General features: G+C 67.7%; 23 protein-coding genes and 1 pseudogene. 9 read left to right on the forward strand and 15 right to left on the reverse strand.

All coding sequences use genetic code 11. The annotated features are described in order from the left end of the window. Nucleotides 1-3: 3 nt before the first annotated feature. Both FJ311_01880 and FJ311_01885 read left to right on the forward strand, forming a co-directional pair. Nucleotides 4-1,035, forward strand: a complete 1,032-nt coding sequence (locus tag FJ311_01880; protein MBM3950187.1) for a VCBS repeat-containing protein — start codon at nt 4-6, stop codon at nt 1,033-1,035. Next, complete coding sequence (locus FJ311_01885) at nt 1,032-1,922, forward strand: EamA family transporter (protein ID MBM3950188.1); 891 nt, start codon at nt 1,032-1,034, stop codon at nt 1,920-1,922. The genes FJ311_01880 and FJ311_01885 overlap by 4 nt, the downstream gene beginning before the upstream one ends. Here FJ311_01885 and FJ311_01890 read toward each other — a convergent pair. After that, nucleotides 1,919-2,533 (reverse strand): glutathione S-transferase, encoded by a 615-nt coding sequence (locus tag FJ311_01890; protein MBM3950189.1) that lies wholly within the window; start codon nt 2,531-2,533, stop codon nt 1,919-1,921. The two genes, FJ311_01885 and FJ311_01890, sit on opposite strands and share 4 nt — an antisense overlap. 35 nt (nt 2,534-2,568) lie before the next feature. Then, nucleotides 2,569-3,177: a glutathione S-transferase gene (locus FJ311_01895; protein MBM3950190.1), complete on the reverse strand. Its 609-nt coding sequence runs from the start codon at nt 3,175-3,177 to the stop codon at nt 2,569-2,571. 104 nt (nt 3,178-3,281) lie between these two features. On the opposite strand from FJ311_01895, the gene FJ311_01900 reads away from it, so the two are divergent. Beyond that, the gene (locus tag FJ311_01900) at nt 3,282-4,001 is read left to right on the forward strand and encodes a class I SAM-dependent methyltransferase (protein ID MBM3950191.1); all 720 of its coding nucleotides are present in this window, start codon (nt 3,282-3,284) and stop codon (nt 3,999-4,001) included. Between the two features lie 28 nt (nt 4,002-4,029). On the opposite strand, the gene metW is transcribed toward FJ311_01900, so the two are convergent. Both metW and FJ311_01910 read right to left on the reverse strand, forming a co-directional pair. Then, complete coding sequence (gene metW, locus FJ311_01905) at nt 4,030-4,680, reverse strand: methionine biosynthesis protein MetW (GenBank protein ID MBM3950192.1); 651 nt, start codon at nt 4,678-4,680, stop codon at nt 4,030-4,032. Further along, on the reverse strand, nt 4,677-5,873 hold the full coding sequence (locus FJ311_01910; protein MBM3950193.1) for a homoserine O-acetyltransferase: 1,197 nt from the start codon (nt 5,871-5,873) through the stop codon (nt 4,677-4,679). The genes metW and FJ311_01910 overlap by 4 nt, the downstream gene beginning before the upstream one ends. Nucleotides 5,874-6,050: 177 nt before the next feature. Between FJ311_01910 and FJ311_01915 the strand changes: the two genes are divergently transcribed. Genes FJ311_01915 through FJ311_01930 form a run of 4 tightly spaced genes read left to right on the forward strand, consistent with a single transcriptional unit; the run spans nt 6,051 to nt 9,882 of the window. Further along, nucleotides 6,051-6,992, forward strand: coding sequence for a chorismate mutase (locus FJ311_01915; GenBank protein ID MBM3950194.1), 942 nt, complete (start codon nt 6,051-6,053; stop codon nt 6,990-6,992). Further along, nucleotides 6,989-8,110 (forward strand): histidinol-phosphate transaminase, encoded by a 1,122-nt coding sequence (locus tag FJ311_01920; GenBank protein MBM3950195.1) that lies wholly within the window; start codon nt 6,989-6,991, stop codon nt 8,108-8,110. Before FJ311_01915 ends, FJ311_01920 begins: the two co-directional genes overlap by 4 nt. A 9-nt stretch (nt 8,111-8,119) precedes the next feature. Next, nucleotides 8,120-9,031: a prephenate/arogenate dehydrogenase family protein gene (locus tag FJ311_01925; protein MBM3950196.1), complete on the forward strand. Its 912-nt coding sequence runs from the start codon at nt 8,120-8,122 to the stop codon at nt 9,029-9,031. After that, complete coding sequence (locus tag FJ311_01930) at nt 9,031-9,882, forward strand: HAMP domain-containing histidine kinase (protein MBM3950197.1); 852 nt, start codon at nt 9,031-9,033, stop codon at nt 9,880-9,882. Before FJ311_01925 ends, FJ311_01930 begins: the two co-directional genes overlap by 1 nt. Nucleotides 9,883-9,888: 6 nt before the next feature. Here the strand turns inward: FJ311_01930 and FJ311_01935 are convergent, their stop codons facing one another. Together FJ311_01935 and FJ311_01940 are read right to left on the reverse strand one after the other, a co-directional pair. Beyond that, nucleotides 9,889-10,530: a YqgE/AlgH family protein gene (locus tag FJ311_01935; GenBank protein ID MBM3950198.1), complete on the reverse strand. Its 642-nt coding sequence runs from the start codon at nt 10,528-10,530 to the stop codon at nt 9,889-9,891. 8 nt (nt 10,531-10,538) lie between these two features. After that, a complete protein-coding gene (locus tag FJ311_01940; GenBank protein ID MBM3950199.1) occupies nt 10,539-11,645 on the reverse strand; it encodes a DUF2125 domain-containing protein in 1,107 nt (368 codons plus the stop codon). 84 nt (nt 11,646-11,729) lie between these two features. On the opposite strand from FJ311_01940, the gene FJ311_01945 reads away from it, so the two are divergent. Beyond that, entirely contained in the window at nt 11,730-12,620 is an 891-nt protein-coding gene (locus FJ311_01945) for a DMT family transporter (GenBank protein MBM3950200.1), read from the forward strand. Then, entirely contained in the window at nt 12,617-13,174 is a 558-nt protein-coding gene (locus FJ311_01950; protein ID MBM3950201.1) for a gamma-glutamylcyclotransferase, read from the forward strand. Before FJ311_01945 ends, FJ311_01950 begins: the two co-directional genes overlap by 4 nt. Nucleotides 13,175-13,204: 30 nt before the next feature. Here FJ311_01950 and FJ311_01955 read toward each other — a convergent pair whose 3' ends face one another. The 9 genes and pseudogenes from FJ311_01955 to FJ311_01995 form a co-directional block, all read right to left on the reverse strand. Further along, nucleotides 13,205-15,553, reverse strand: a complete 2,349-nt coding sequence (locus FJ311_01955; protein ID MBM3950202.1) for an adenosylcobalamin-dependent ribonucleoside-diphosphate reductase — start codon at nt 15,551-15,553, stop codon at nt 13,205-13,207. A 405-nt stretch (nt 15,554-15,958) separates the two neighbouring features. Next, nucleotides 15,959-16,660 (reverse strand): hypothetical protein, encoded by a 702-nt coding sequence (locus tag FJ311_01960; GenBank protein ID MBM3950203.1) that lies wholly within the window; start codon nt 16,658-16,660, stop codon nt 15,959-15,961. A 3-nt stretch (nt 16,661-16,663) separates the two neighbouring features. Then, nucleotides 16,664-16,780 (reverse strand): annotated as a pseudogene (locus FJ311_01965) (site-specific integrase). Then, nucleotides 16,777-17,232, reverse strand: coding sequence for a type II toxin-antitoxin system VapC family toxin (locus FJ311_01970; GenBank protein MBM3950204.1), 456 nt, complete (start codon nt 17,230-17,232; stop codon nt 16,777-16,779). Before FJ311_01970 ends, FJ311_01965 begins: the two are co-directional and overlap by 4 nt. After that, the gene (locus tag FJ311_01975) at nt 17,229-17,573 is read right to left on the reverse strand and encodes a type II toxin-antitoxin system prevent-host-death family antitoxin (protein MBM3950205.1); all 345 of its coding nucleotides are present in this window, start codon (nt 17,571-17,573) and stop codon (nt 17,229-17,231) included. Before FJ311_01975 ends, FJ311_01970 begins: the two co-directional genes overlap by 4 nt. A 112-nt stretch (nt 17,574-17,685) precedes the next feature. Next, nucleotides 17,686-18,882 (reverse strand): MFS transporter, encoded by a 1,197-nt coding sequence (locus FJ311_01980; protein ID MBM3950206.1) that lies wholly within the window; start codon nt 18,880-18,882, stop codon nt 17,686-17,688. Further along, nucleotides 18,882-19,628 (reverse strand): 1-acyl-sn-glycerol-3-phosphate acyltransferase, encoded by a 747-nt coding sequence (locus FJ311_01985; protein MBM3950207.1) that lies wholly within the window; start codon nt 19,626-19,628, stop codon nt 18,882-18,884. The genes FJ311_01980 and FJ311_01985 overlap by 1 nt, the downstream gene beginning before the upstream one ends. Beyond that, nucleotides 19,625-20,251, reverse strand: coding sequence for a YdcF family protein (locus tag FJ311_01990; GenBank protein MBM3950208.1), 627 nt, complete (start codon nt 20,249-20,251; stop codon nt 19,625-19,627). The genes FJ311_01985 and FJ311_01990 overlap by 4 nt, the downstream gene beginning before the upstream one ends. Before the next feature lie 44 nt (nt 20,252-20,295). Next, nucleotides 20,296-21,168: a cell division protein gene (locus tag FJ311_01995; protein ID MBM3950209.1), complete on the reverse strand. Its 873-nt coding sequence runs from the start codon at nt 21,166-21,168 to the stop codon at nt 20,296-20,298. Nucleotides 21,169-21,287 lie beyond the last annotated feature (119 nt).

The raw sequence follows: 21,287 nt of genomic DNA on the forward strand, positions 1-21,287 counted from the left end.
CCGATGCGCGTGGTTTGCGCGGCCGTTCTGATCGGCACGGCCGCCGGCGCGGCGACCTTCGCGCTCGCTCAAGAAAATCGCGCACCGCATGTTCTGACCGAGCGGTTGTCGGAAGGCGTGGCGCGCGTGTACGCCGCGCCGACGGCCACGGGAATCGGCGTATTTGTTCAAAGCGCCAAGGAACGCGCCTTTCGCATTCGCTTGGCCGATGATGGCGCGCTCCGACTTGTCGACGCGCCACCGCCGCCCCCGGACCGGGTCGAGGCCGGCATACTGCCCGATGGCGCGATTACGCGCGGCGCGCGCAACATCCGCGCCGCGTGGCTGGTCGGTGCGACCGATCGCTACGCCCACGGCGTGCTCGGCGACGCGATCGAGGCCGAAGGCGTCGCCGTCGAGACCGCCGACGGCCGGCGCCTCGAATTCCGCCTGCCCGCCGATTCCGTCTTCGAAGACCGTTATCCCCGGCTCGCCGACATCGACGGCGATGGGGAGGACGAGGTCATTGTCGTACGATCTTATCTCGATCACGGCGCGGCGCTGACGGTGCTCAAGGCGCGGCCGGAAGGTTTGTCCATCGTCGCCCAAACGCCCGCGCTCGGGCTCCGCAACCGCTGGCTCAACCCCGTCGGCGCCGCTGATTTCGACGGCGACGGCCGGATCGAGGTCGCGCTGGTGGAAACCCCACACATCGGCGGAGTGCTTAAACTGTACCGCTGGAACAAGGACCGATTGTCGCTCGTGGCAGAGTTGCCGGGCGTTTCCAACCACGTCCTCGGTTCGCGCGCGCTGGGGCTATCCGCAATCTTCGACGCCGATGGCGACGGCCGGCCCGATATTCTGGTGCCCGATCGATCGCGCCGAACGCTCGTGATTTTTCGTTTCACGGATGGCCGCTTGGAAAGAATGACCGAGGTCGCCCATCCGAGTCCGATCGTATCCGACTTCGTGGTGGCCGACCTGGGCGACGGGCGCTCTCGCATCGTCTATGCCTTGGCGGACGGAACCGTAGTCGCCGTCGGCTTTGCCCCATGACGACCGAAATCCGCCGCGCCACCCTGGTCGGTTCGGGCGCGATCCTGCTGTGGTCGGCGCTGACGCTGCTGGTCACGTTCGTGCCCGGCGTGCCGCCGTTCCAGCTGGTCGCGCTCACGTTCCTGATCGGCTCGGTCGTGGTTCTGCTCAAGTGGTATATGGCCGGGCAATGCACGATCGAGCGGCTGATCCACCCCTGGCGCGTCTGGCTGCTCGGCGTCGGCGGGATTTTCGGCTATCACGCGTTCTATTTCGCCGCGCTCTATCTTGCGCCGCCCTTGGAAACGAGCCTGATCAACTACCTCTGGCCGCTCCTGATCGTGCTCTTTTCCGCCCTGCTCCCCGGCGAGCGGCTGCGCTGGTTCCACGGTCTCGGCGCGGCGCTCGGCCTCGCCGGCACCGCGATCCTGGTCGCGGGCGACCGGAAGCTGGCGTTCGCCTCCGAACACTTCGCCGGCTACGCCTGCGCGCTCGGCGCCGCCGTGACCTGGGCGGCCTATTCGGTGCTGTCCCGGCGCGTCGCGAGCGTGCCGAGCGATTCGGTCGGCGGCTTCATGGCCGCGACCGCGTTCCTAGCTTTCGTCATTCACGCGAATTTCGAAACCACGGTCTGGCCGCAAGGCACGCTGGCCTGGACCGCCGTCGTCCTGCTCGGCCTGGGCCCACTCGGCGCCGCCTTTTTCCTCTGGGATCACGGGGTCAAGCGCGGCGACATCCGCGTGCTCGGCGCCGCGTCCTATGCCGCGCCGCTGATCTCGACCCTGCTGCTGGTCGCCTTCGGCCGGGGCGAGGCGAGCGGCCGGGTCGTTATCGCGCTGGGATTGATCGTTGGCGGCGCCGCGCTCGCGGCCAAGGACATGCTGTTCGCGAGGCGGACCGGTATTTAACCGGTCGAATCTTTCGCCCGGGTCGCGATCATGGACGGGCGCTGGGCGAACGCCGCATGCCATTCGGCCAGTCGCGGCCTTCCTTCGCGCCAGTTCAGGAACCCGAACCGGAAATCGAGATAGCCGAGCGCGCAGGCGATGGCGATCGCGCCGATGTCCGGCGGCGCGGCGAGGGCGGGCGGCTCGCGTTCCAGCGCATCCAGCGCGCGCACGATCGCGCCCTGCTGACGCTCGACCCAGCCCGGGGTCGGGCCCTGCTCCTTGCGCTGGGTGATCTCGACCCGCCACAGCACCGCCGCGTCCATGACGCCGTCGCCGAGCGACTGGGTCCGCAGCGCGAGCCAGCGCGCGCGCCCTTCGGGCGGAAAGAGGCGCGGCGCATCGCCCAACGTATCGAGGTATTCGCAAATCACCGCCGAATCGTAGAGCGCGAGGCCGTCCTCGGTCACCAGCGTCGGGATCTTGCCGAGCGGGTTGAGGGCCTTGAGGTCGTCCGGCGCCGCCCAGGGATTGGAAGCGATTTCACGAAAGCGGCCGGTCAGGCCGCGCTCGTGCGCGGCGACCCGCACTTTGCGGGCATAAGGCGAGCTTGGCGAAAAGCGGAGAACCAAGGCCATGGCGGGGAAACCGGGGCGTCGACGACCGTTCAGGCCGGGTCCTTCGGCACCGTCTTCGTCATCGACGGCCGCCCGGCGAACGCCGCGTACCATGCCGCGAGCGTCGGCCGGCCCTGCCGCCAATCGTCGCCGGGGAAGCGGAAATCGAACCAGCCGAGCGCGCAACCGATGGCCACATGGCCGATGGTCACGCTCGCGCCGAGGTTCGACGCTTCCTCCTCCAGCGTGTCCATGGCGCGCGCGACTGCCGCCCGTTGGCGGTCGATCCAGGACGCCGAACGCTCCGGCTCCTTACGCATCGATTCGAGCCGGCGGAGGATGCCGGCGTCGAGCATGCCGTCGGCGAGCGCCTGGCGCCGAAGCGCGGTCCAGCGCGCGCCGCCGGACGCCGGGAAGATTTTCGCGCCGTCGTGAAGCGAATCGAGGTATTCGCAAATCACCGGCGAATCGTAGAGCACTTCGCCGCCGTCGGTGGTCAGCGCCGGCACCTTGCCGAGCGGGTTGTCGCGGCCGATGTCGGTGTCGCTGGCCCAAACGTTGGTCGGCACCAGCCCGATCCGGCCGACGAGGCCGGTTTCATGGGCGACGACCATGACTTTGCGCACATAGGGCGACGTGGGCGAATAGCGAAGTTTCATATGCGGTTCCTCCCGGAGGGACGGACGCTAACATCGCCCACCCGCCCCGCCAAGCCCGCGCCGCCCGGGTCGAAGGTGGCCGCCGCCCCTGCTAGACTGAACCTATGCGCTCCGACGTGATCGACCTCAGGGATTTCTACGCCACCGGCCTCGGCATGGCGGCCAAGCGCGTCGTCGGCCAGCGCCTGCGCGAAATGTGGCCGGACGTGCGCGGCATGACGGTGGTCGGGCTCGGCTATGCCCCGCCGTTTCTCGGGGCCTTCCGCGCCGAGGCGGCCCGGGTCATCGCCGCCATGCCGGCTTCGCAAGGGGTGCTGCATTGGCCGCGCGAGGGCGCCGGCCAGACGACGCTGGTCGAGGAAACCGAGTTGCCTTTCGCCGATCTCTCGGTCGATCGGATGGTGCTGGCCCACTGCCTCGAAACCGCCGAGCAAATCCGGCCCTTGATGCGCGAAATCTGGCGGGTTCTGACCGGCGACGGGCGCCTTCTGGTGATCGCGCCGAACCGCCGCGGTTTGTGGGCGCGCTTCGAGCATACGCCGTTCGGCCACGGCCGGCCGTATTCGCCCGGCCAGCTCAATCGGCTGCTGCGCGATTCCATGTTCACGCCGACGCGCGCGGAATCGGCGCTCTATCTGCCGCCGGTCGTCTGGCGCATGGCGCCGGCCGCCGCGCCGGCGTGGGAGCGCCTCGGCGCGTGGGGCCTGTCCGCTTTCGCGGGCGTGGTGATGATCGAGGCGTCGAAACAAATCTACGCCGCGCAACCGCTGTTGAAGGCGCGCGCCCGCGCCGTCCCAGCCGCCATCCGCCCCCACGGAATATAAGATCGGCGTACGAGCGCGGCGCGGCAACTCACTTCGTCAGCAGAAAGACCGCCTGTTCGCCGAACAGGTTGGCCGTGAAAAACCCGGCGCCGATGCCCCGCGCGCGCCCCGAAGAATCGAGCGACAGGCTGCGCTCGACGCGGAAGCCCATTTCGCCGCACAGCGCCACGAAATCCTTAATCGAACAGAGATGGATGTTGGGCGTGTCGTACCATTCGTGCGGCATCAGGTCGGATTTGGGCATCCGACCGCCGAACAGGAAGTCGAGCCGGATCCGCCAGTAGGCGAAATTGGGAAAACTGACGATCGCATGCCGGCCGATGCGCATCATGTGGCCGAGCACGTCGCGCGGCGCCACCATTGCCTGCAGCGTGTTGCTGAGGATGACGAAATCGAACGCGTCATCCGGATAGTCCTTGAGGTCGGTATCGGCATCGCCCTGGATCACCGACAGTCCCCGGCTGATGCACGCGTTCACGCCGGACATCGACAATTCGATGCCGCGGCCATCGACCTGCTTGAAGGTAGCGAGATATTCGAGCAGCGCGCCGTCGCCGCAACCGACGTCGAGAACCCGCGCGCGCGGTTCGATCATGTCGGCGATCAGCTGCAGGTCGATGCGCATGGCGCGCGAAATGTTCGTTTGCGCGCCCGCCCGTTCGTGGCTGGGGGCGGTCATCGCCCGTTTTTCCTCGGCAGCCCGCGATGCTCGGCGGCGCCGTCGAGAAAGCCCTCGAACACGCGATGGAATTCGGGCTCGTCGAGCAGAAAGGAGTCGTGGCCGTTGTCCGAGACGATCTCGGCGAAGCTGACATTGGCCGCGACTGCGTTGAGCGCGTGCACGATCTTGCGGCTTTCCTCGGTCGGGTAAAGCCAGTCGCTGGTGAACGAGATCAGGCAAAAGCGCGTCGCGGTGCCGCGGAACGCGTTGGCCAGCACCCCGCCGTAGCGCTCCGCCAGATCGAAGTAATCCATGGCGCGGGTGATGTAGAGATAGGAATTGGCGTCGAAGCGGTCGACAAACGTGCTGCCCTGGTGGCGCAGATAGCTTTCGATCTGGAAATCCGCGTCGAAGCCCCAGGTCACCGCGGCGCGGTTCTGCAGCTTGCGCCCGAATTTTTCCTGCAGCGCCTTTTCCGACAGATAAGTGATGTGCGCGGCCATGCGCGCGACCGCGAGCCCGCGGTGCGGCCGAGCGCCGCGCGCCGCATAATCGCCGCCGTGCCAGTCGGGATCGGCCATGATCGCCTGGCGGCCGACTTCGTGAAAGGCAATGTTCTGGGCGGTGTGGTGGGCGGCGGCCGCGATCGGCACCGCCGCGAACACGCGTTTCGGGTACAGCGCCGCCCATTCCAGCACCTGCATGCCGCCCATCGATCCGCCGGTGACGGCGAACAGGTTGTCGATGCCGAGGTGATCGACCAGCATCGCCTGGGCACGCACCATGTCGGCGATCGAAATGACCGGAAACGAAAGTCCCCACGGCTTACCGGTCGCCGGATTGATTTCCTTCGGCCCGGCGGTGCCCATGCAGCCGCCGAGAATGTTGGCGCAGATGATGAAATAGCGTTCCGTGTCCAGCACCTTGCCCGGCCCGACCATCATGTGCCACCAACCGTCCTTGCCGGTAACCGGATGCGGCTCGGCGACGAATTGATCGCCGGTCAGCGCGTGACACACCAGAATGGCGTTGGAGCGGTCGGCGTTGAGCCGGCCGTAGGTCTGATAGGCGACGGTAAAGTCGACAAGCTCGACGCCGCAGTCGAGGCGGAGCGGCCTTTCGCGCCCGAGGCGAACCTGATGCCCCGGCAGCGGACGCGAGACCCGGGACGGTTCATTGCGCGACGGATCGGAAGAAGTGGTGGCGGTCATCGTTCCCGCGCGATCACGCCCAAGAAAACCCATGAACGGCCCCATTGCTAGGAAGGGGGGTGCCAAGAGTCAACGTTTTCTTTGATTTTGCTCTTTGAATCGAAGAAGGCGAGCGTTATCACTAGCGGGCCGCCGACCATTTCCCCGTCCCGAAAATAACCGATTCGAGCCCCGTCCATGAGCCCGCGCCGCGTCTCCCTCGCTTCCTTGCGCCGGCGGATCGACCGGATCGACGCGGCGATCCACGCCCTTCTGATCCGGCGCACGACCGTGGTCGAAGCCGTCAAGGACCTGAAGAAAAACGAGCGGGTCAAGATCAGGCCGGGCCGCGAGGCGGAGATCGTCTATCGCCTGGTCCGCCGCCACAAAGGCCCTTTTCCGGTCACCGAACTGGTCCGCATCTGGCGCGAACTGATCGTCGCCACGCTCCGCTTCGAAGGCCCGTTTTCCGTCGCGGTCTTCGCGCCGCACGGCCACGGCGGAATTTGGGACTTGGCGCGCGACCAATACGGCTCGTTCACCCCGATGACCCGCCACGAGGGCGCGCGCGCCGTCATCCGCGCGGTCGCCGATCATCGCGCCGCCGTCGGCGTGCTGCCGCTTCCGGCGGTCGACGAGGAGGAACCGTGGTGGCCCGATTTGATGCCGGGCCGGGCCGACAAGCGCGAGCGGATCTGGATCATCGCGCGGCTGCCGTTCGCCAGCGCGGGCAACGCGCGCGGAGCCGGCCTCGGCGCCTTCGCCGTCGCCCCGGCCATGCCCGACCCTTCGGGGCGCGACCGCACCTGTCTCGGCGTCGCAACCGACGGCAACGTCGGCCACGACGCGCTCGAACGCGCCTTCGTCAAGGCGCGGCTCGGCCGGCCCGAATTGATCGGGATCGAAGATCCGCGTTCGGCTTCCGGCGACTTGTGGTTCGCCGACGTGCCGGGTTACGTGCGCGAGGACGATCCGCGGCTGGCCGCTCTGGCGAATGCTCTCGGGAATTCCGTGTCTCGCCCGCCGACCGGCGGGACCGCGCGCGTCGCGATCCTCGGCGCCTACGGCGAGCCGTTGACCCCCGCCGACATCGCGCCCCGCGCCACCACGCGCGGCAAACGAAAAGGGCGTCGGTCGTGAACACGTCGCCCAAGGCCCCCCCGCCCAAAGGACCCGCGCCGCGCCCCGGCGTTCTCTTGGTCGCGCCCTACGTGGGTGGCGAATCCGCGATCGAGGGGCTGGAGCGGGTCGTCAAGCTCTCCTCCAACGAAAACGCGTTCGGCCCGAGCCCGATGGCGATGGAAGCCTACGCGCGACTCGCGCCCGACATCCATCGCTATCCCGACGGCGGGTGCAAGACATTGCGCCGCGCGCTCGCGGCCGCCTGGAACCTGCCGGCGGAGCGGATCGTGTGCGGAGCCGGTTCGGACGAGCTGATCGCGCTGCTGGCGCGGGCTTACCTCGGCCCCGGCGACGAGGCTCTTTACTCCGAGCACGAGTTCCTGATGTATCCGATCGCGACCGAAGGCACCGGGGCCAAGGCGATCAAGGTCAAGGAAACCAACCTGACGGCGGACGTGGACGCGTTGCTCGGCGCCGTCACGCCCGCCACCAAGATGGTGTTTCTCGCCAACCCCAACAACCCGACCGGTACGTATCTTCCAGCCGCCCGGGTGCGCGCGTTGCGCGACCGGCTGCCCGATCGCGTGCTGCTGGTTTTGGACGCGGCCTACGCCGAATTCGTGACCCGCGCCGATTACACCGCCGGCAGCGAACTGGTGGAACCTGATGGCAACGTGGTCGTCTTGCGTACGTTCTCGAAGATCTATGGGCTCGGCGGCTTGCGCCTCGGCTGGGCTTTCTGTCCGGTCGCCGTCGCCGACGTTCTCAACCGCATGCGCGGACCCTTCAACGTCTCCTCCGCGGCGCAGGCCGCGGGCGCGGCGGCGCTCGCCGACACGGCGTTCGTCGCCAAGGTGCGCGCCCACGTCGAAACCTGGCGCGAATGGACCGCCGCCGAAGCCCGCCGGCTCGGCCTCGAGGTCACGCCCGGGGTCGGCAATTTCCTATTGATTCATTTTCCGCGCCAGACCGGCCGCGACGCGGCGGCGGCCGACGCCTTTCTCAAAAGCCGGGGCGTAATCGTGCGGCGCATGGAACGCTACGGCCTGCCCCAGGCCCTCAGAGTCACCATCGGACGCGAAGATGAAATGCGCGCCTTCGCCGCCGCCCTGGCCGATTTCGTCCACCGGGGCTAAGGTTTCGCCATGATCGCCAGGAAGAAAAGCCAGACCAAATCCGCGCCCCTATTCGGCCGCGTTGCTTTGATCGGCATCGGCCTGATCGGGTCCTCGCTCGCGCGCGTCGTGCGCCGCGAAGGCCTCGCCCGTCACGTCGCGATCGCCACCCGCCGCCAGAAAACCCTCGCCGCCGCCAAGCGCCTGAAGCTGGGCGACAGCTACACGACCGATCCGGCCCGAGCGGCGAGGGACGCCGAACTGGTGGTGATCTGCACGCCCATGAGCGCCTACGCCGAAGTCGCCCGGGCGATCGCGCCGGCGCTGAAAGCCGGCGCCATCGTCAGCGACGTCGGCTCGGTCAAATCGCCGGTCGCGCGCGACATCGGCGCCCTGCTGCCCCGAGGCGTCCACCTGGTTCCCGGCCACCCCATCGCCGGCACCGAACATTCGGGGCCCGAGGCCGGGTTCGCCGAATTGTTCCGGGGCCGCTGGTGCATCCTCACCCCCAGCGCCCGGACCGACCGGAGTGCGGTCGCGAGGGTTGCCGAGCTGTGGCGCCGCGCGGGATCGCGGATCGCGACCATGGACGCGGCCCACCACGACCGGGTACTGGCCATCACCTCGCACCTGCCGCACCTGATCGCCTACACCATCGTCGATACGGCCGCGCAACTGGAAAAGGACCTCCAGGGCGAAGTCATCAAATTCTCGGCGTCCGGCTTTCGCGACTTCACGCGCATCGCCGCGTCCGACCCGGTGATGTGGCGCGATATTTTTCTCGCCAACCGCGAAGCGGTGCTGGACATCCTGCAGCGTTTCTCCGAGGACCTGACCGCCTTGCAGCGGGCGATCCGCCGGGGCGACGGCGCGATGCTGCAGGGGACCTTCACCCGCACCCGCGCCATCCGCAAGGGCGTCATCGACGCCAAGCAGGCGTGATGTCGAAGCAAGCGCCGATGCCGCCGAAACCGAACGCCGACGACAAGGATCTCAAGGCCGCGCTCAAGACGGCCGAAGCGGCGCTCGAAGCCGCGATCCGTCGCGAACGCGACAACGCCGCCGCTGTCCAGCGCCGGATCGCCGAGGTCGTGCACGATATCAAGAATCCCGTCACCGCCCTGCTCGCCAACATCGAAATTCTGCGCAAGGAGTCCTTGGGGCCGCTCGGCGACGCCCGCTACAAGGCACTCGCCGACTCGATGCACGAATCCGGCTCGCGGCTGCTGGAATATTGCCAGGGATTGCTCGACGATTTCCTGCGCGACTCCCGACAACGGCAAAACGAAGCGCCACCGAACGACATCCGGGAAACGCCGCGGACCGTGGACGCGGCGGCGATGGTGCGCGAAATCGTCGCGCTCAATCAAGCGCTGGCCGAGGAACGCGGTATCCGCCTCGACGCCAAAATCGCTCCCGATTTTCCGCCCATCCACACTCTGCCGACTCATTTGCACCGGGCGCTGACCAATCTCGTCTCCAACGCCCTCAAGTTCACGCCCCGCGGCGGCAAGGTAATCGTTGACGCCCACCTCGACGCGGACAAGAACGCGGTGGTGCTGGTGGTGCGCGACACCGGGCCCGGCCTGACGGCGACCGACATCCTTCGGCTGCTGCGCTATGGCGCACCGACCCAATCGGAACACGGCGAAAGCGGCGCCGGCCTCGGCCTCGCCAACGTTGTCCATTTGGTCCGCGAGGCGGGCGGCGACGTCGAGATCGAGGGCGGGCGAAGCCAAGGCACCGCCATCATCCTCAAGTTCCCGCACGAGCTGACGCGCGTGGCGGCGTGATTTCGGCTACAGCCGCACGCCCGCGCCGGCGCGGGCCTTTTCCCACGATTCGTCGCCCTTGAGTTCGAACACGATGCTTTCGTCGGCGGGCGCGATCAGCCAATCGCCGCGCTCGATCTCGCCTTCGAGCTGCCTCGGGCCCCAGCCCGAATAGCCGAGCGCGAACAGATAGCGCTTGGGCCCGATGCCGAAGGATACCGCCTCGATCGCCGACGGCGCCATCGACCACGCGAACGGCCCCGCCACCTTGCGGCTGAGCGGATCGTCGAAATCGGTCGTGTGCAGGACGAAACCGTGCCTCGTCTCCACCGGGCCGCCGTAATGAACGACCAGATCGCCGCCCTGCGCGCCGCCTTCCAGGCCGAAGCCCTTCAGGAAATTCTTGATCGACGCGCTGCCGGTGACGCGGTTCACGATCAGCCCGAACGCGCCCTTGGCGTCGTGGGAAATCATGTAGACGACCGATTTCTGGAAGCGCGGGTCCTGAATTTTGGGCGCGGCGACCAGAAGCTGCCCGGCGAGGTAGACGTCGGTCGTCTTGCCGCCCGAAATATCATCCGAATGGCCGGGCGCCGGAATCGCGACGGCGAGCGCCGCAGCCGCCAGCCTCAAGGCGCGAACGAGTCGCCGGGCGCGCAAACCGCGCATACGCAAGGCTACCACGCCAACGCGGGCACGGTCAGCAACGCGACCGGTCCGACGTAAAGCCGCCGTTCCTGCAGCGAAATCGGCAAAGTAAGATAGGGCCGGCCGCCTTCGTCGCGCCGCGCCAGCGCCGTCAGCGCCACCTTGGCCGCGAACGCGTTGGTCCCGCTCACGGCGCCCGCGTCGCGCAGCGCGTCGATGGTTTCCGAATAGCCCTCGATGCGCGCGGTAAACGCCCCGACCGGCTGGAAGGCGCCGTCGAGCGCCAGCGTGCCCTCGCCCGCCAGCGCCAGCGCGCCCCAGCGCCCTTCGACGCGGGAAAGCTCGATGGTGCCGCCGTCGTCGCGCCAGCGGCCAAACACGTCGCGCCAGCGGGCGAACGCGTCGCGCCCCTCCTCGACCGCGAGCCGTCCCCGTACTTCGCCCGCGACCGCGATCCGCGCGATCTCGTCGCCGAGCGGCAGTCGCATGGCGTGCGGCGGACGAAAAGCCTCGACCGACCACGCGAATGTCTGGCTCGGCCGCGCGTGTTCCGGGCGCGAATCGGCTAGCGCGGCCGCGGCCGGGCGCCAATCGGCGCGCAGCCGTCCGACCGTAATATCCTTTTCCGCGACACGCCCGTGAACGCGGATGCCGTCCGCCCGCAGCGCAAGGGCGGAAATGCCCGCCCCCGAAATTCCGGCCTCGAGCGCAAACGCGCGCGACGACACGGTCCAGCGCGCAAGCCCCGAAGCGTCGGCAGGGGCGATCGCGTGGGTTCCGCTTAAGTCCAGCGTGACGCGGTCGAGCGACCACGGACGCGCGGAAAACACGGCGCGGTCCGGGCGCCAAATCCAGGTTCCGGACGGAAGCGCGACCGTCGCGCTCGGCGCCAGCAGTCGCGCGTCGAAGCGGAACGGAAACCCGCCGAGCGCGATGTCGGCATAGGCGACGGCGATTCCTTGCACTTGGCGCGCGGCGATGAAGGCGCGTACGCCGTCGGCGAAACGCCCGGCAGCGTAGACCCAACCCGCGCCGTAGAGGGCCGCGAGCGCCGCCGCCAGGCCGAGGACGATGGCGATTCGGTGCGCGCGAGAATCCGCCGCGCGCGCGTCGCCGGCTGGTTCGGATGAGGTCATCGGATCACCGGCGCTTCTTATAGAACGTTGCCAGGGCGGGCGCGAGACTTTACGGTCCTTGTCGCCCCTTGCCGTTGCCGCGCGATGCCCGAAACCGCCGCCCACCCGACATCGCCCTGGTTCCGCTTCGCGCCCGCGTTTTTCGTGGTGATGTGGAGTTCGGGCTTCATCTTCGCCAAGCTCGGAACGCCGTACACCGAACCGTTCACTTTTCTCTTCGTCCGCTTTGCCATCGTCGCGGTTTTATTCGGGTTGCTCGCGCTCGCGGTCCGCGCGCGTTGGCCCGCCACGTGGCGCGAGGCCGGACACATCGCCGTCGCCGGCATGCTGGTGCAGGGCCTTTACTTGAGCGGCGTCTTCTGGGCGATCAGCCGCGGGCTCGGCGCCGGAATCGTCGCGCTGATTATGGGATTGCAGCCGATGCTCACCGCGGCCGCCGCCGGGATGGTCCTCGGCGAAAGAGTCACGCTTCGGCAATGGATCGGGCTCGCCGTCGGGTTCGCCGGAGTCGCGCTGGTGGTGACGGACCGGGACACTTCCGGCCTTGAAAACACGGCCGCGCTCGTCGCCAACGGCGTCGCCCTGTTCGCGCTCGCCGCCGGCGTGCTCTACCAGAAGCGCCACGCCGTCGCCATGGACCTGCGCTCGGGTTCCGCGATCCAGTTCGGGGCCTCCGCCTTGCTGGTGGGCGCGGGCGCGATCCTGACCGAGGACATGCGCGTCGCGTGGACCGGCGAATTCGTCCTCGCCCTGGCGTGGCTGGTGCTGGCGTTGTCGCTCGCGAACTCCCTCGTCCTGCTCTCGCTGATCCGGCGCGGCGCGGCGGCCAAGGTGTCGAGCCTCTTCTACCTGGTGCCGGCGGTGACCGCGCTGATGGCTTTCGCCCTCTTCGACGAGCGCCTGAGCCCGATCGCGCTGGTCGGCATGGTCGTCGCCACCCTCGGCGTGGCGATGGCGACGCGAAACTGGCCATGACTGGCGCGCGCAACAAGGATTTCTGGGTGTTCGGCTACGGCTCGCTCATGTGGCGGCCGGGGTTCCGCTACCGGGAGCGCCGCGCCGCCCGGCTCTACGGTTTCCATCGCGCGCTTTGCGTCAATTCCGTGCGCTATCGCGGCACGTTGAAAAAACCCGGCTTGGTGCTGGGCCTCGACCGCGGCGGCTCGTGCGTCGGGCGCGTGTTCCGGGTCGCGGCCAAGGACTTCGCGCGGGTCATGGCCTACCTGCACGCGCGCGAAATGCCGCGCAAGGTGTACAACCCGCGCTGGCTTCGGGTCGAGACGCCCAAGGGACCGGTGCGGGCCTATACCTTCGTCGTCCGGCGCGACCACCCCCAATACACGGGCCGGCTTTCGCTCAAGGCCATGGTGCGAAAGATCCTCGCCGGACGCGGCATCGGCGGCACGTGCCTGGACTACGTGCGCGAGACCGTGCGTCACATGGACGAGCTCGGCGTCGGCGACACGCCGCTGCACCGCGTGCTCGCGGCCGCCGAGAAGGCGGCGAAGACAACGAAAAAGCGGCGCTGAACGCCCCTCACTCGCGCTTGGAAGCCGCCGTCACGCGCATTTCGAATACGTGCAGCTGGTGCAGACGTCGCAGCCTTCCTGGCGGATCAGGGCGGCCTCGGCGCACTTGGGGCATTGGCGGAGCCGCGCCGACGGCACTTGGCCCTCGCCGCCGCCGGCCGCGACCTTCGGCAGGCGCGCTTCATGCGCCTTGTGCGCGCCTGCCTCGGGCGGGCTGAGGAACCCGATCGCGATCATGTGGTTTTCGATCACCTCGCCGATGGCGGCGAGCAGCGACGGCACGTAGCGCCCGCCCATCCATTGCCCACCGCGCGGGTCGAACACCGCCTTCAGCTCCTCGATCACGAACGACACGTCGCCGCCGCGGCGGAAGACGGCAGAGATCATGCGCGTCAACGCCACCGTCCAGGCGAAATGCTCGACGTTCTTGGAATTGATGAAGATCTCGAACGGCCGGCGGCGGCCGTCCTGGATCACGTCGTTGATGGTGATGTACATGGCGTGGTCGGATTCCGGCCAACGTACTTTATAAGTCCCTCCCTGCAACACCTCCGGCCGGTCGAGCGGCTGGGTCATGTAGACGATCGCGCCCGAATCGCCCGTGTTCTTCGAAAGGGCGTCCCTCGGCCGCGCCTTGGGCAGCGGCGCACCGAGGGGCAGCTCCGGCTGCGAGTCCTTGGCGGCGGATTTGGTTTCCAGCACCGCGCCGGTGATCTCGTTCGGCCGATAGGTGGTGCAGCCCTTGCAGCCGAGATCGTAGGCCTGCTGGTAGATGTCCTTGAAGCCCTCGAACGAGATGTCCTCGGGGCAGTTGATGGTCTTGGAAATCGAACTGTCGACGTGGCGCTGCACCGCCGCCTGCATGACCAGATGGTCGGCGGGCAACAACGCCTGGGTGTCGACGAAGTAATCGGGGAGCGGCGCGTCGTCGCCGAACGTGCGGCGGTAGAGGCGATAGGCGTAATCCGACACCTGCTCCTCGCGCCGGGTGCCGTCGGGCATCAGGACGTGGCGGGTGTAGGCGAAGCTGAACACGGGTTCCAGGCCGGACGACACGTTGTCGGCGAAGAGCGAGATGGTGCCGGTGGGCGCGACCGAGGTCAGCAACCCGTTGCGGATGCCGTCGCGGGCGATCGCCGCGCGCACGTCGTCGTCGAGCGCCTTGACCGTTTCGGAAGCGAGGAACTTCTCCCGATCGAACAGAGGGAACGCGCCCTTTTCGGCGGCCAGCTCCGCCGAGGCGAGATAGGCCGCGCGCTGGACGGTCTTCATCCAGCTTTCGGTCAGCCGCACCGCCTCGCGCCCGCCGTAGCGCGCGCGGCACATGATGAGCGCGTCGGCCAACCCGGTGATGCCGAGCCCGATCCGGCGCTTGGCCTTGGCCTCGTGTTCCTGCTGCGGCAGCGGAAAAGCGGACACGTCAATGACGTTGTCGAGAAAGCGCACCGCCGTGCGCGCGAGCCGGTCGAGCGCGGCCGTATCCAGGTGCGCGTCGGGGGTGAACGGCCGATGGACCAGGCGGGCGAGATTGATCGAGCCCAAGAGGCACGCGCCGTAGGGCGGCAGCGGCTGCTCGCCGCACGGGTTGGTGGCGTGGATGGTTTCGCAGTACGCCAGGTTGTTCATGCGGTTGATGCGGTCGATGAAAATCACGCCCGGTTCGGCGTAGGCGTAGGTCGCGCGCATGATCCGGTCCCACAGCTCGCGCGCGCGCAAACTGCGGAACACGGTGCCGCCGAAGGAAAGCTCCCATGCCGCGTCTTCCTTGACCGCCCGCATGAAGGCGTCGGTGACGAGGACCGAGAGGTTGAACATGCGGAGCCGCCCCGGCTGGCGCTTGGCTTCGATGAAATCCTCGATGTCGGGATGGTCGCAGCGCATCACCCCCATCATCGCGCCGCGGCGCGAGCCGGCGCTCATGATGGTCCGGCACATGGCGTCCCACACGTCCATGAAGGTGAGCGGGCCGGAGGCGTCGGCGCCGACGCCCTTGACCGGCGCGCCCTTGGGCCGGAGCGTCGAGAAGTCGTAGCCGATGCCGCCGCCCTGCTGCATGGTCAGCGCCGCTTCCTTGAGGTGCTCGAAGATCCCGCTCATGTCGTCGGGGATCTGGCCCATGACGAAGCAGTTGAAGAGGGTGACGCGCCGGCCCGACCCGGCGCCGGAAAGAATCCGTCCCGCCGGCAGGAACTGGAAATCCGCGAGCGCCTCGGCGAAGCGCGCTTCCCAAAGGGCGGGCTCCCGTTCGACCGAGGCGGCCGCGCGCGCGACGCGCGCCCAGGTGTCGGCGATGGTCTTGTCGAGCGGATGGCCTTCCGCCGACTTCAGGCGATACTTCATGTCCCAGATTTGCTGGGAAACGGCGGAAACCTGGCTCATGACCGGACCGTGGGGGGACGCTCGATCGACCGGGCCGCGCCCGGTTCAAAACTCATTGAAACATAAGGAATTTTATCAAATTCTAGGGGCCCGCTCAAATCCGGTCAAGATTAATGTTCTCTAAACGTTTCACAGGGTTTTCCCGGCATTTCTCCGCCGCCACCCCGCGATCCGCAACCCGGAGCCGCCTTTATCCCCGTTATCCCGAGGGGGCGAACAACATTGTCCACAGAGGTTCGGCCCGCGCGCGGGAGGGAATGCATATTGCGGCGCGTCAACTCGCCGCAAGCCCATGACCTTCAGATTATGAGGCCCATCAGGGAGATATTTCCCGTTTGTGATTTCAAAAAATTGCGCGTTCGTCGGCGGCCCGTATTGCGCCCGTGTTGCGACTATGATGCAACGTCACGCAGGGTGCTCCACCAGCACTGACAACACCCCTTCTAGCGCGGTGAAAGCTCCGACGAAAAACATGCACCCATCATTATAAAACATGTCCTTCTGTAATTTTTCTTTTTCCGGGTCCGGGGCGCCCATGATCAGCATCGCCGTTGGATGAGCAAATTTCGATAACAGTTTGTAGTCGACATTGAAATGACCCCCAAAACCACATGCTGAAGCTGCATCACGAACCTGTTTGTATGAGCCCTCCAAAGATTCAATTCCCTCTGATGCAGCCCGCGTAGAGATATCCTGCTTTGCATTTGCGATGGAATTCAGCCAGTCATTACCCTGCGAGGTGATCTTTCCCCATTTTGTAAACGCATCATATATGCCGACGACATCCCGGCCAGCATCCTCGTAAAAAGCGCGGGTATTTTCCTTGCTTTGAGCGCAGTAAATTGACCACACAGAGATTTCAAGAAGATTTCTTGCGCGCCAAGCAAGCAGCGATGACTCCGATCCAGAATCCTCGTATGCCTTCTTGAGAGCAAGGTATTCAGAGAAGTTCTTGAAGGACAATGCGCCAAGAACTTGAATCTGCCATGCCTCATGCCCGTTGTGGTTAGCAGCCAATTGGCGAATCTTTTGATTAATAGCGCCCCATCTTCCGGACGACTTTATTTTCTCTGCCGCGGCTATATGTGTCGTCAATTCAGAATCCATTGTTCATCCTAACAGCCTCGCCTCGACGAGGGCCATGGCCTTCTGGTGGTCGGGCGACGGGAACAGATGGCCATAGCGCTCCAAGGTCATCCGCACCGTGGTCTGATCCATGAAAGTCACCGCGCCAACGGGAACTCCGCCGGGTCGTCGGTCCAGGGATCGAAGATCGCGGCGCCCGAATCGCGGACGTCCCTCACGTTCCGCGTGACCAGATAAAGATCGTTCTCGATCGCGGTCGCGGCAATCAGCGTGTCGATCACCGGCGGCGCCCTGCCGGCGGCACGCTGGAGCGCGCCGCTGATCCGTCCCCACCGTCGCACCACGGCGTCGTCGAGAGAGACGACGCGCCCCGCGAAGCGCGTTTCGAGGGCGGCGACCGCCGCCGCAAACCGTCGGCGCGCGGGCGAACCCAAGGGCAGGTTTTCGATGCCCTTATCGTATTCGCCGAGCGAGAGAATACTGATGAACAGCCGGTCTTCGGCCTGTTCCCTCGCCCAGGCCGCGACCTTCGGATCGCACCGGGAACCGGCGAGTTCGGAAACGACGTTGGTGTCGAGCAGCCAGCCGATCACAGAACGACGTCCCGCCCCCGGTCCGGCTCGCGGCGGATGTCGATTTCGGCGAGCGCCGTGCCTTGGAGAAAATCGGCCAAGGATTGCCGGGGCCCTTCCGCCGGCAAAAGCCGTTTCAGTTCCTCGACCGCGATGACGACGACCGCGTCCTTGCCGCGATAGGTGACGCGCTGCGGCCCCTGCGCGCGGGCGCGCCGCACGACCTCGCTGAACTTGGCCTTGGCGTCTTCCAGTTTCCAGGCCCGGAGAGTCCGAACCTTTGCCGTTTCGGCACGGAAGCGGGCACGGCGAACCTTGCCCTTCCGTTGGCGTCCGGCGCTGGTTTTCCGTTCGACGCTCACAACGGCTTCCTTGTATCTGGTCAGATAGTCAGATGTTACGCGCGACCGTCGATAGGCGCAAGGAAAATGCCCATGGTCGGGCCTCGGCTTTCGCGCGGCCCGGACACCGCCGTCAGCGTTCCTCCGGCGCCTTCAGGTGCCGGAACTGGAACAGCAGCAGGACGTCATAGACGATCTTGAGGGCGCCGCAGATCACCAGTGGCCACCCCTGGAACGCGGCGGCAAGCAGGCCGCCGGCCAAGGCCGGGCTCGCCGCCGCCGCCAGGCTGCGCGGCACCGAGGTCACGCTCGCGGCCGCGGCCCGCTCGGGCGGGGTGACGACCGCCATCACATAGGACGAGCGCGTCGGCACGTCCATCTGCGACAGCGCGGCGCGAACGAGAAGAAGGGCGAGCGCGACCGGCAGGGTCGGCGCGAACGCCGCCAGGATCAGGCACACGCTCGAGGGGATGTGCGTGAACACCATCGTGTTGACCAGCCCGATATGCCGCGCCAGCCACGCGGCGACGGGAAACGAGAACGCCGCGAGCACGCCGGACGCGAAGAAAAAGGCGCTGGCCGCCGCGAGCGACATGTCGAACCGCTCGAACAGCCAGAGCGCGAGCAGCGACTGCACGACGAACCCGCCGGCGAACGCATCGAGGCTGAACAGGGCCGCGAGCTTGTAGACAACGCGCCGCGAGGGGCCGAGGGCGGCCGAGGCGCCCGTATCCGGCGACGGCGGACGGGGTGGAACGCGCGCGTACATCAGGCCGGCGGCCAGTCCGAGCGCCGCGTAGGCGGCGAACATGAGCTTGAATCCGAGGAGCGGATCGGTCGCGGCCGTTCCCAGGAAATCCGGCACCGCCGCCGCCAGCGCGCCGACCGATCCCGCGAGCGCCCCGACCAGGCTGTAACGGGCGAACGCACGGGTGCGGTTCCGATCCTCGACCTCGCGCGCGAGCACCGCGTGTTCGAGCGGCACGAAAACGCTGACGCTGCCCGACGACGGATTGATCGTGCCGGCGAAGGCCACCATGAGCAGCACGGCGTAATCGTGAACGACGGCGAACGCCGCGCCGGACGCGATCATGAGAACGGCCGCGGCCAGCAGCAACCGCCGATGATCGTGGCGGGCGCCGAGATATCCGACGGCGAGCGTCAACAGCGCCGAACCGAGCAGCGCCGCCGTCGCCAGGATTCCGACCTGGAGCGGCGTCAACCCGAGCGCGATCAGGTACGCCGGCAGCAGCACGGCGGCGAACCCGTCGCCGACATCGCGCAGGGCGCGGCCGGCGAACAGATATGCCGTAGCGGGAACGGATCCCATCAGGTTGCGCGGTTCCGAAGCGCCGGAAAACGTTCCCGCGCCTCGGCCGCGAGGCGGGCGGAGGCTTCCTCGATGCGCCGCTCAAGCTCGGCGGTGAAGGGCTTGCGGTCCATGCCTCGCGGCATCGGTTCCAGGATCTCGATGGTGATGACGCCAGGATATTTCCGGAAACTCCGCCGTCCCCAGAACAACCCCGAGTTGAGCGCGACCGGGAACACCGGCGCGTCGGTCGCGTCGTAAATCGCGAACACGCCCGGCTGATAGGGACGGTGCGCGCCGGGCGGAACACGTGTCCCTTGCGGGAAAATCACCACTTGGCGGCCTTCGGCGAGGCGCTCCTTGGCCGCGGCCGCGACCTCCTTGAGCGCGCGCAGGCCGGCGCGACGGTCGACCACCACCTGGCGCGTCTTGGTCGCGTACCAGCCCCAGAACGGAATCCGCATCAGTTCCTTCTTCAGCACGTAGGCCGGATCGGCGACCAACGCATAGAACGCCATGGTGTCCCACGCCGACTGGTGCTTGCAGGCGAACACGGCGGCGCCCTTCGGAATGCGTTCCAGCCCGCGCACTTCCCAGCGCAACCCGCAGATTCCCGCGAGCGCGCCGAACACCAGCCGCTGCCACAGGCGCACCGCCTCCTGAAACACGGCGCGCGGAAACGGCAACAACACCCAATAAGTGAAAAGTCCGAACGCCGTCAGCGCGAAGAAGTAGACGTTGAACACGAGCGACCGGATCGCGATCACGGTCGCCCTCCCCGCGGGCCGCCGCCCAGCGCCCGCGCGGCGTCGCGCAGCCGGTAGCGCGTCCAGGCGAACAGGTACTTATGGTACTCCCCGGCGACCAGCCCGAGCGTGCCGGGCCATGCCCACCAATCCGGCTTGACGTTTTCCGAAAACACCGGGTGCGGGATCACGGTCGCCTCGGGCAGCGCGCGGCGGAATTCGAGCAGGCTGCGCGGCATATGGTAGGCCGAAGTGACGAGCCGGAGCGAGCGGACGCCTTCGGCCCGGGTCCACGCCGCCGTCTCGCGCGCGTTGGCCGCGGTGTTGACGGCATCGCCGATCGCCACCCGCCCCTCGATTCCGGCCCGGTCGCGGCGCGACGCCAGCAGCAACCGCTGCACGTCGAGGCCGCGATAGACACCGGACACGAACAGCTTGCCGGCGCGGCCCCGCACCAGCAGATCGAGCCCGGCGTCCAGCCGCCCGCTGCCGCCGGTCAGCACCACCACCGCGTCGGTGGCGCCGCCATCGTCGTCGAGCCGGTCGGGAATCAGGGCGGCGAAGCGCGCGAGTCCCGCGATCCAGGCAAGCGCGAGGGCGAACCCGACCACGCCGCCGACGCGGGCCGCGCGCCCGATCCGCATGCCTGTCCGCGACGGAGGCGCGGCGGAGGCGGCGGTTTCGTCGTTCACAGCATCCTCGCCAGCGAGGCATGCACGGTGACGCGCGCCGTTCCCATCGCGGTCAGCGCCACCAGCACCGGCAACAGGCCGATCGCCACCCAATGCATGAGCGAAAACGTCACCTCGGGCAGTATCCCGCCGCTTTCGCGGCCGAACAGGATGCCGATCGCCGCCAGCGCCGGAATCGCGAGCGCGAGGCCGATGGCGCCGCCCTTCAGCCCGAGCGCCAGCGCGCGGGCCGCGAACTGGCGCGCGATATAGGAGTCGCGCGCGCCGATCAGGTGCATGACCTCGATCGCCTCGTGGTGGATCGACAGTCCGGTGCGGGTGGTGAAGATCACGGTGCCGACCGTCACCGCCAGCACGAAGCCGAGCACGGCGAGCGCGGTCGCCTCGACCGCGCGCAGCAGCGCCAGCAGCCGGCCGAGCCAGGCGCGGTGGTCGTCGACCGCCGCGCCGGGAACGGCGGCCGCGATCCGGGCACGCAGCAGGTCGACGTCAGGCTTGGCGTTGGGATCGGTCCGCACGTCGATCAACCGCGGCATCGGGATGTCGCCGACGACGGCGCGGCCGATCCACGGTTCGACCAACGCCGCGAGATCTTCCTCGGCAAGCGGTTCGGCGGAAATCACGCCCGGCGTTTCGCGCAGCAACGCGAGCACGACCGCGAGTCGGGCGTCGTCGCCTTTTTCGGCCGCCGGCAGCTGCACGGTGAGCGTGCCGCTGGCGCCCTTGTCCCAGCGCCCCGCCACCTGATGGACCGCGATCGCAAGCGCGAATGCGAGCACGGCGAGAAAAACCATGAACGCCACCAGCCACGGCAGGAACCGGTCCTGTGCGTCGCGTTCGAGCGAAAGGTCGGTGCGGCGAGCGAACATGGCCGCTACGACACCCCCTTGAGGATCCACTCGCGCGCGGCCTTGCCCATAGGCCGCGGGGATTCGCCCGCGGCGGCGCGGGACGCGGCGGACCCGGGCGTGTCCGTCGAAAGCTGGCC

The sequence above is a fragment of the Rhodospirillales bacterium genome (assembly GCA_016872535.1).
In the GTDB taxonomy this organism is placed as follows: domain Bacteria; phylum Pseudomonadota; class Alphaproteobacteria; order Rhodospirillales; family 2-12-FULL-67-15; genus 2-12-FULL-67-15.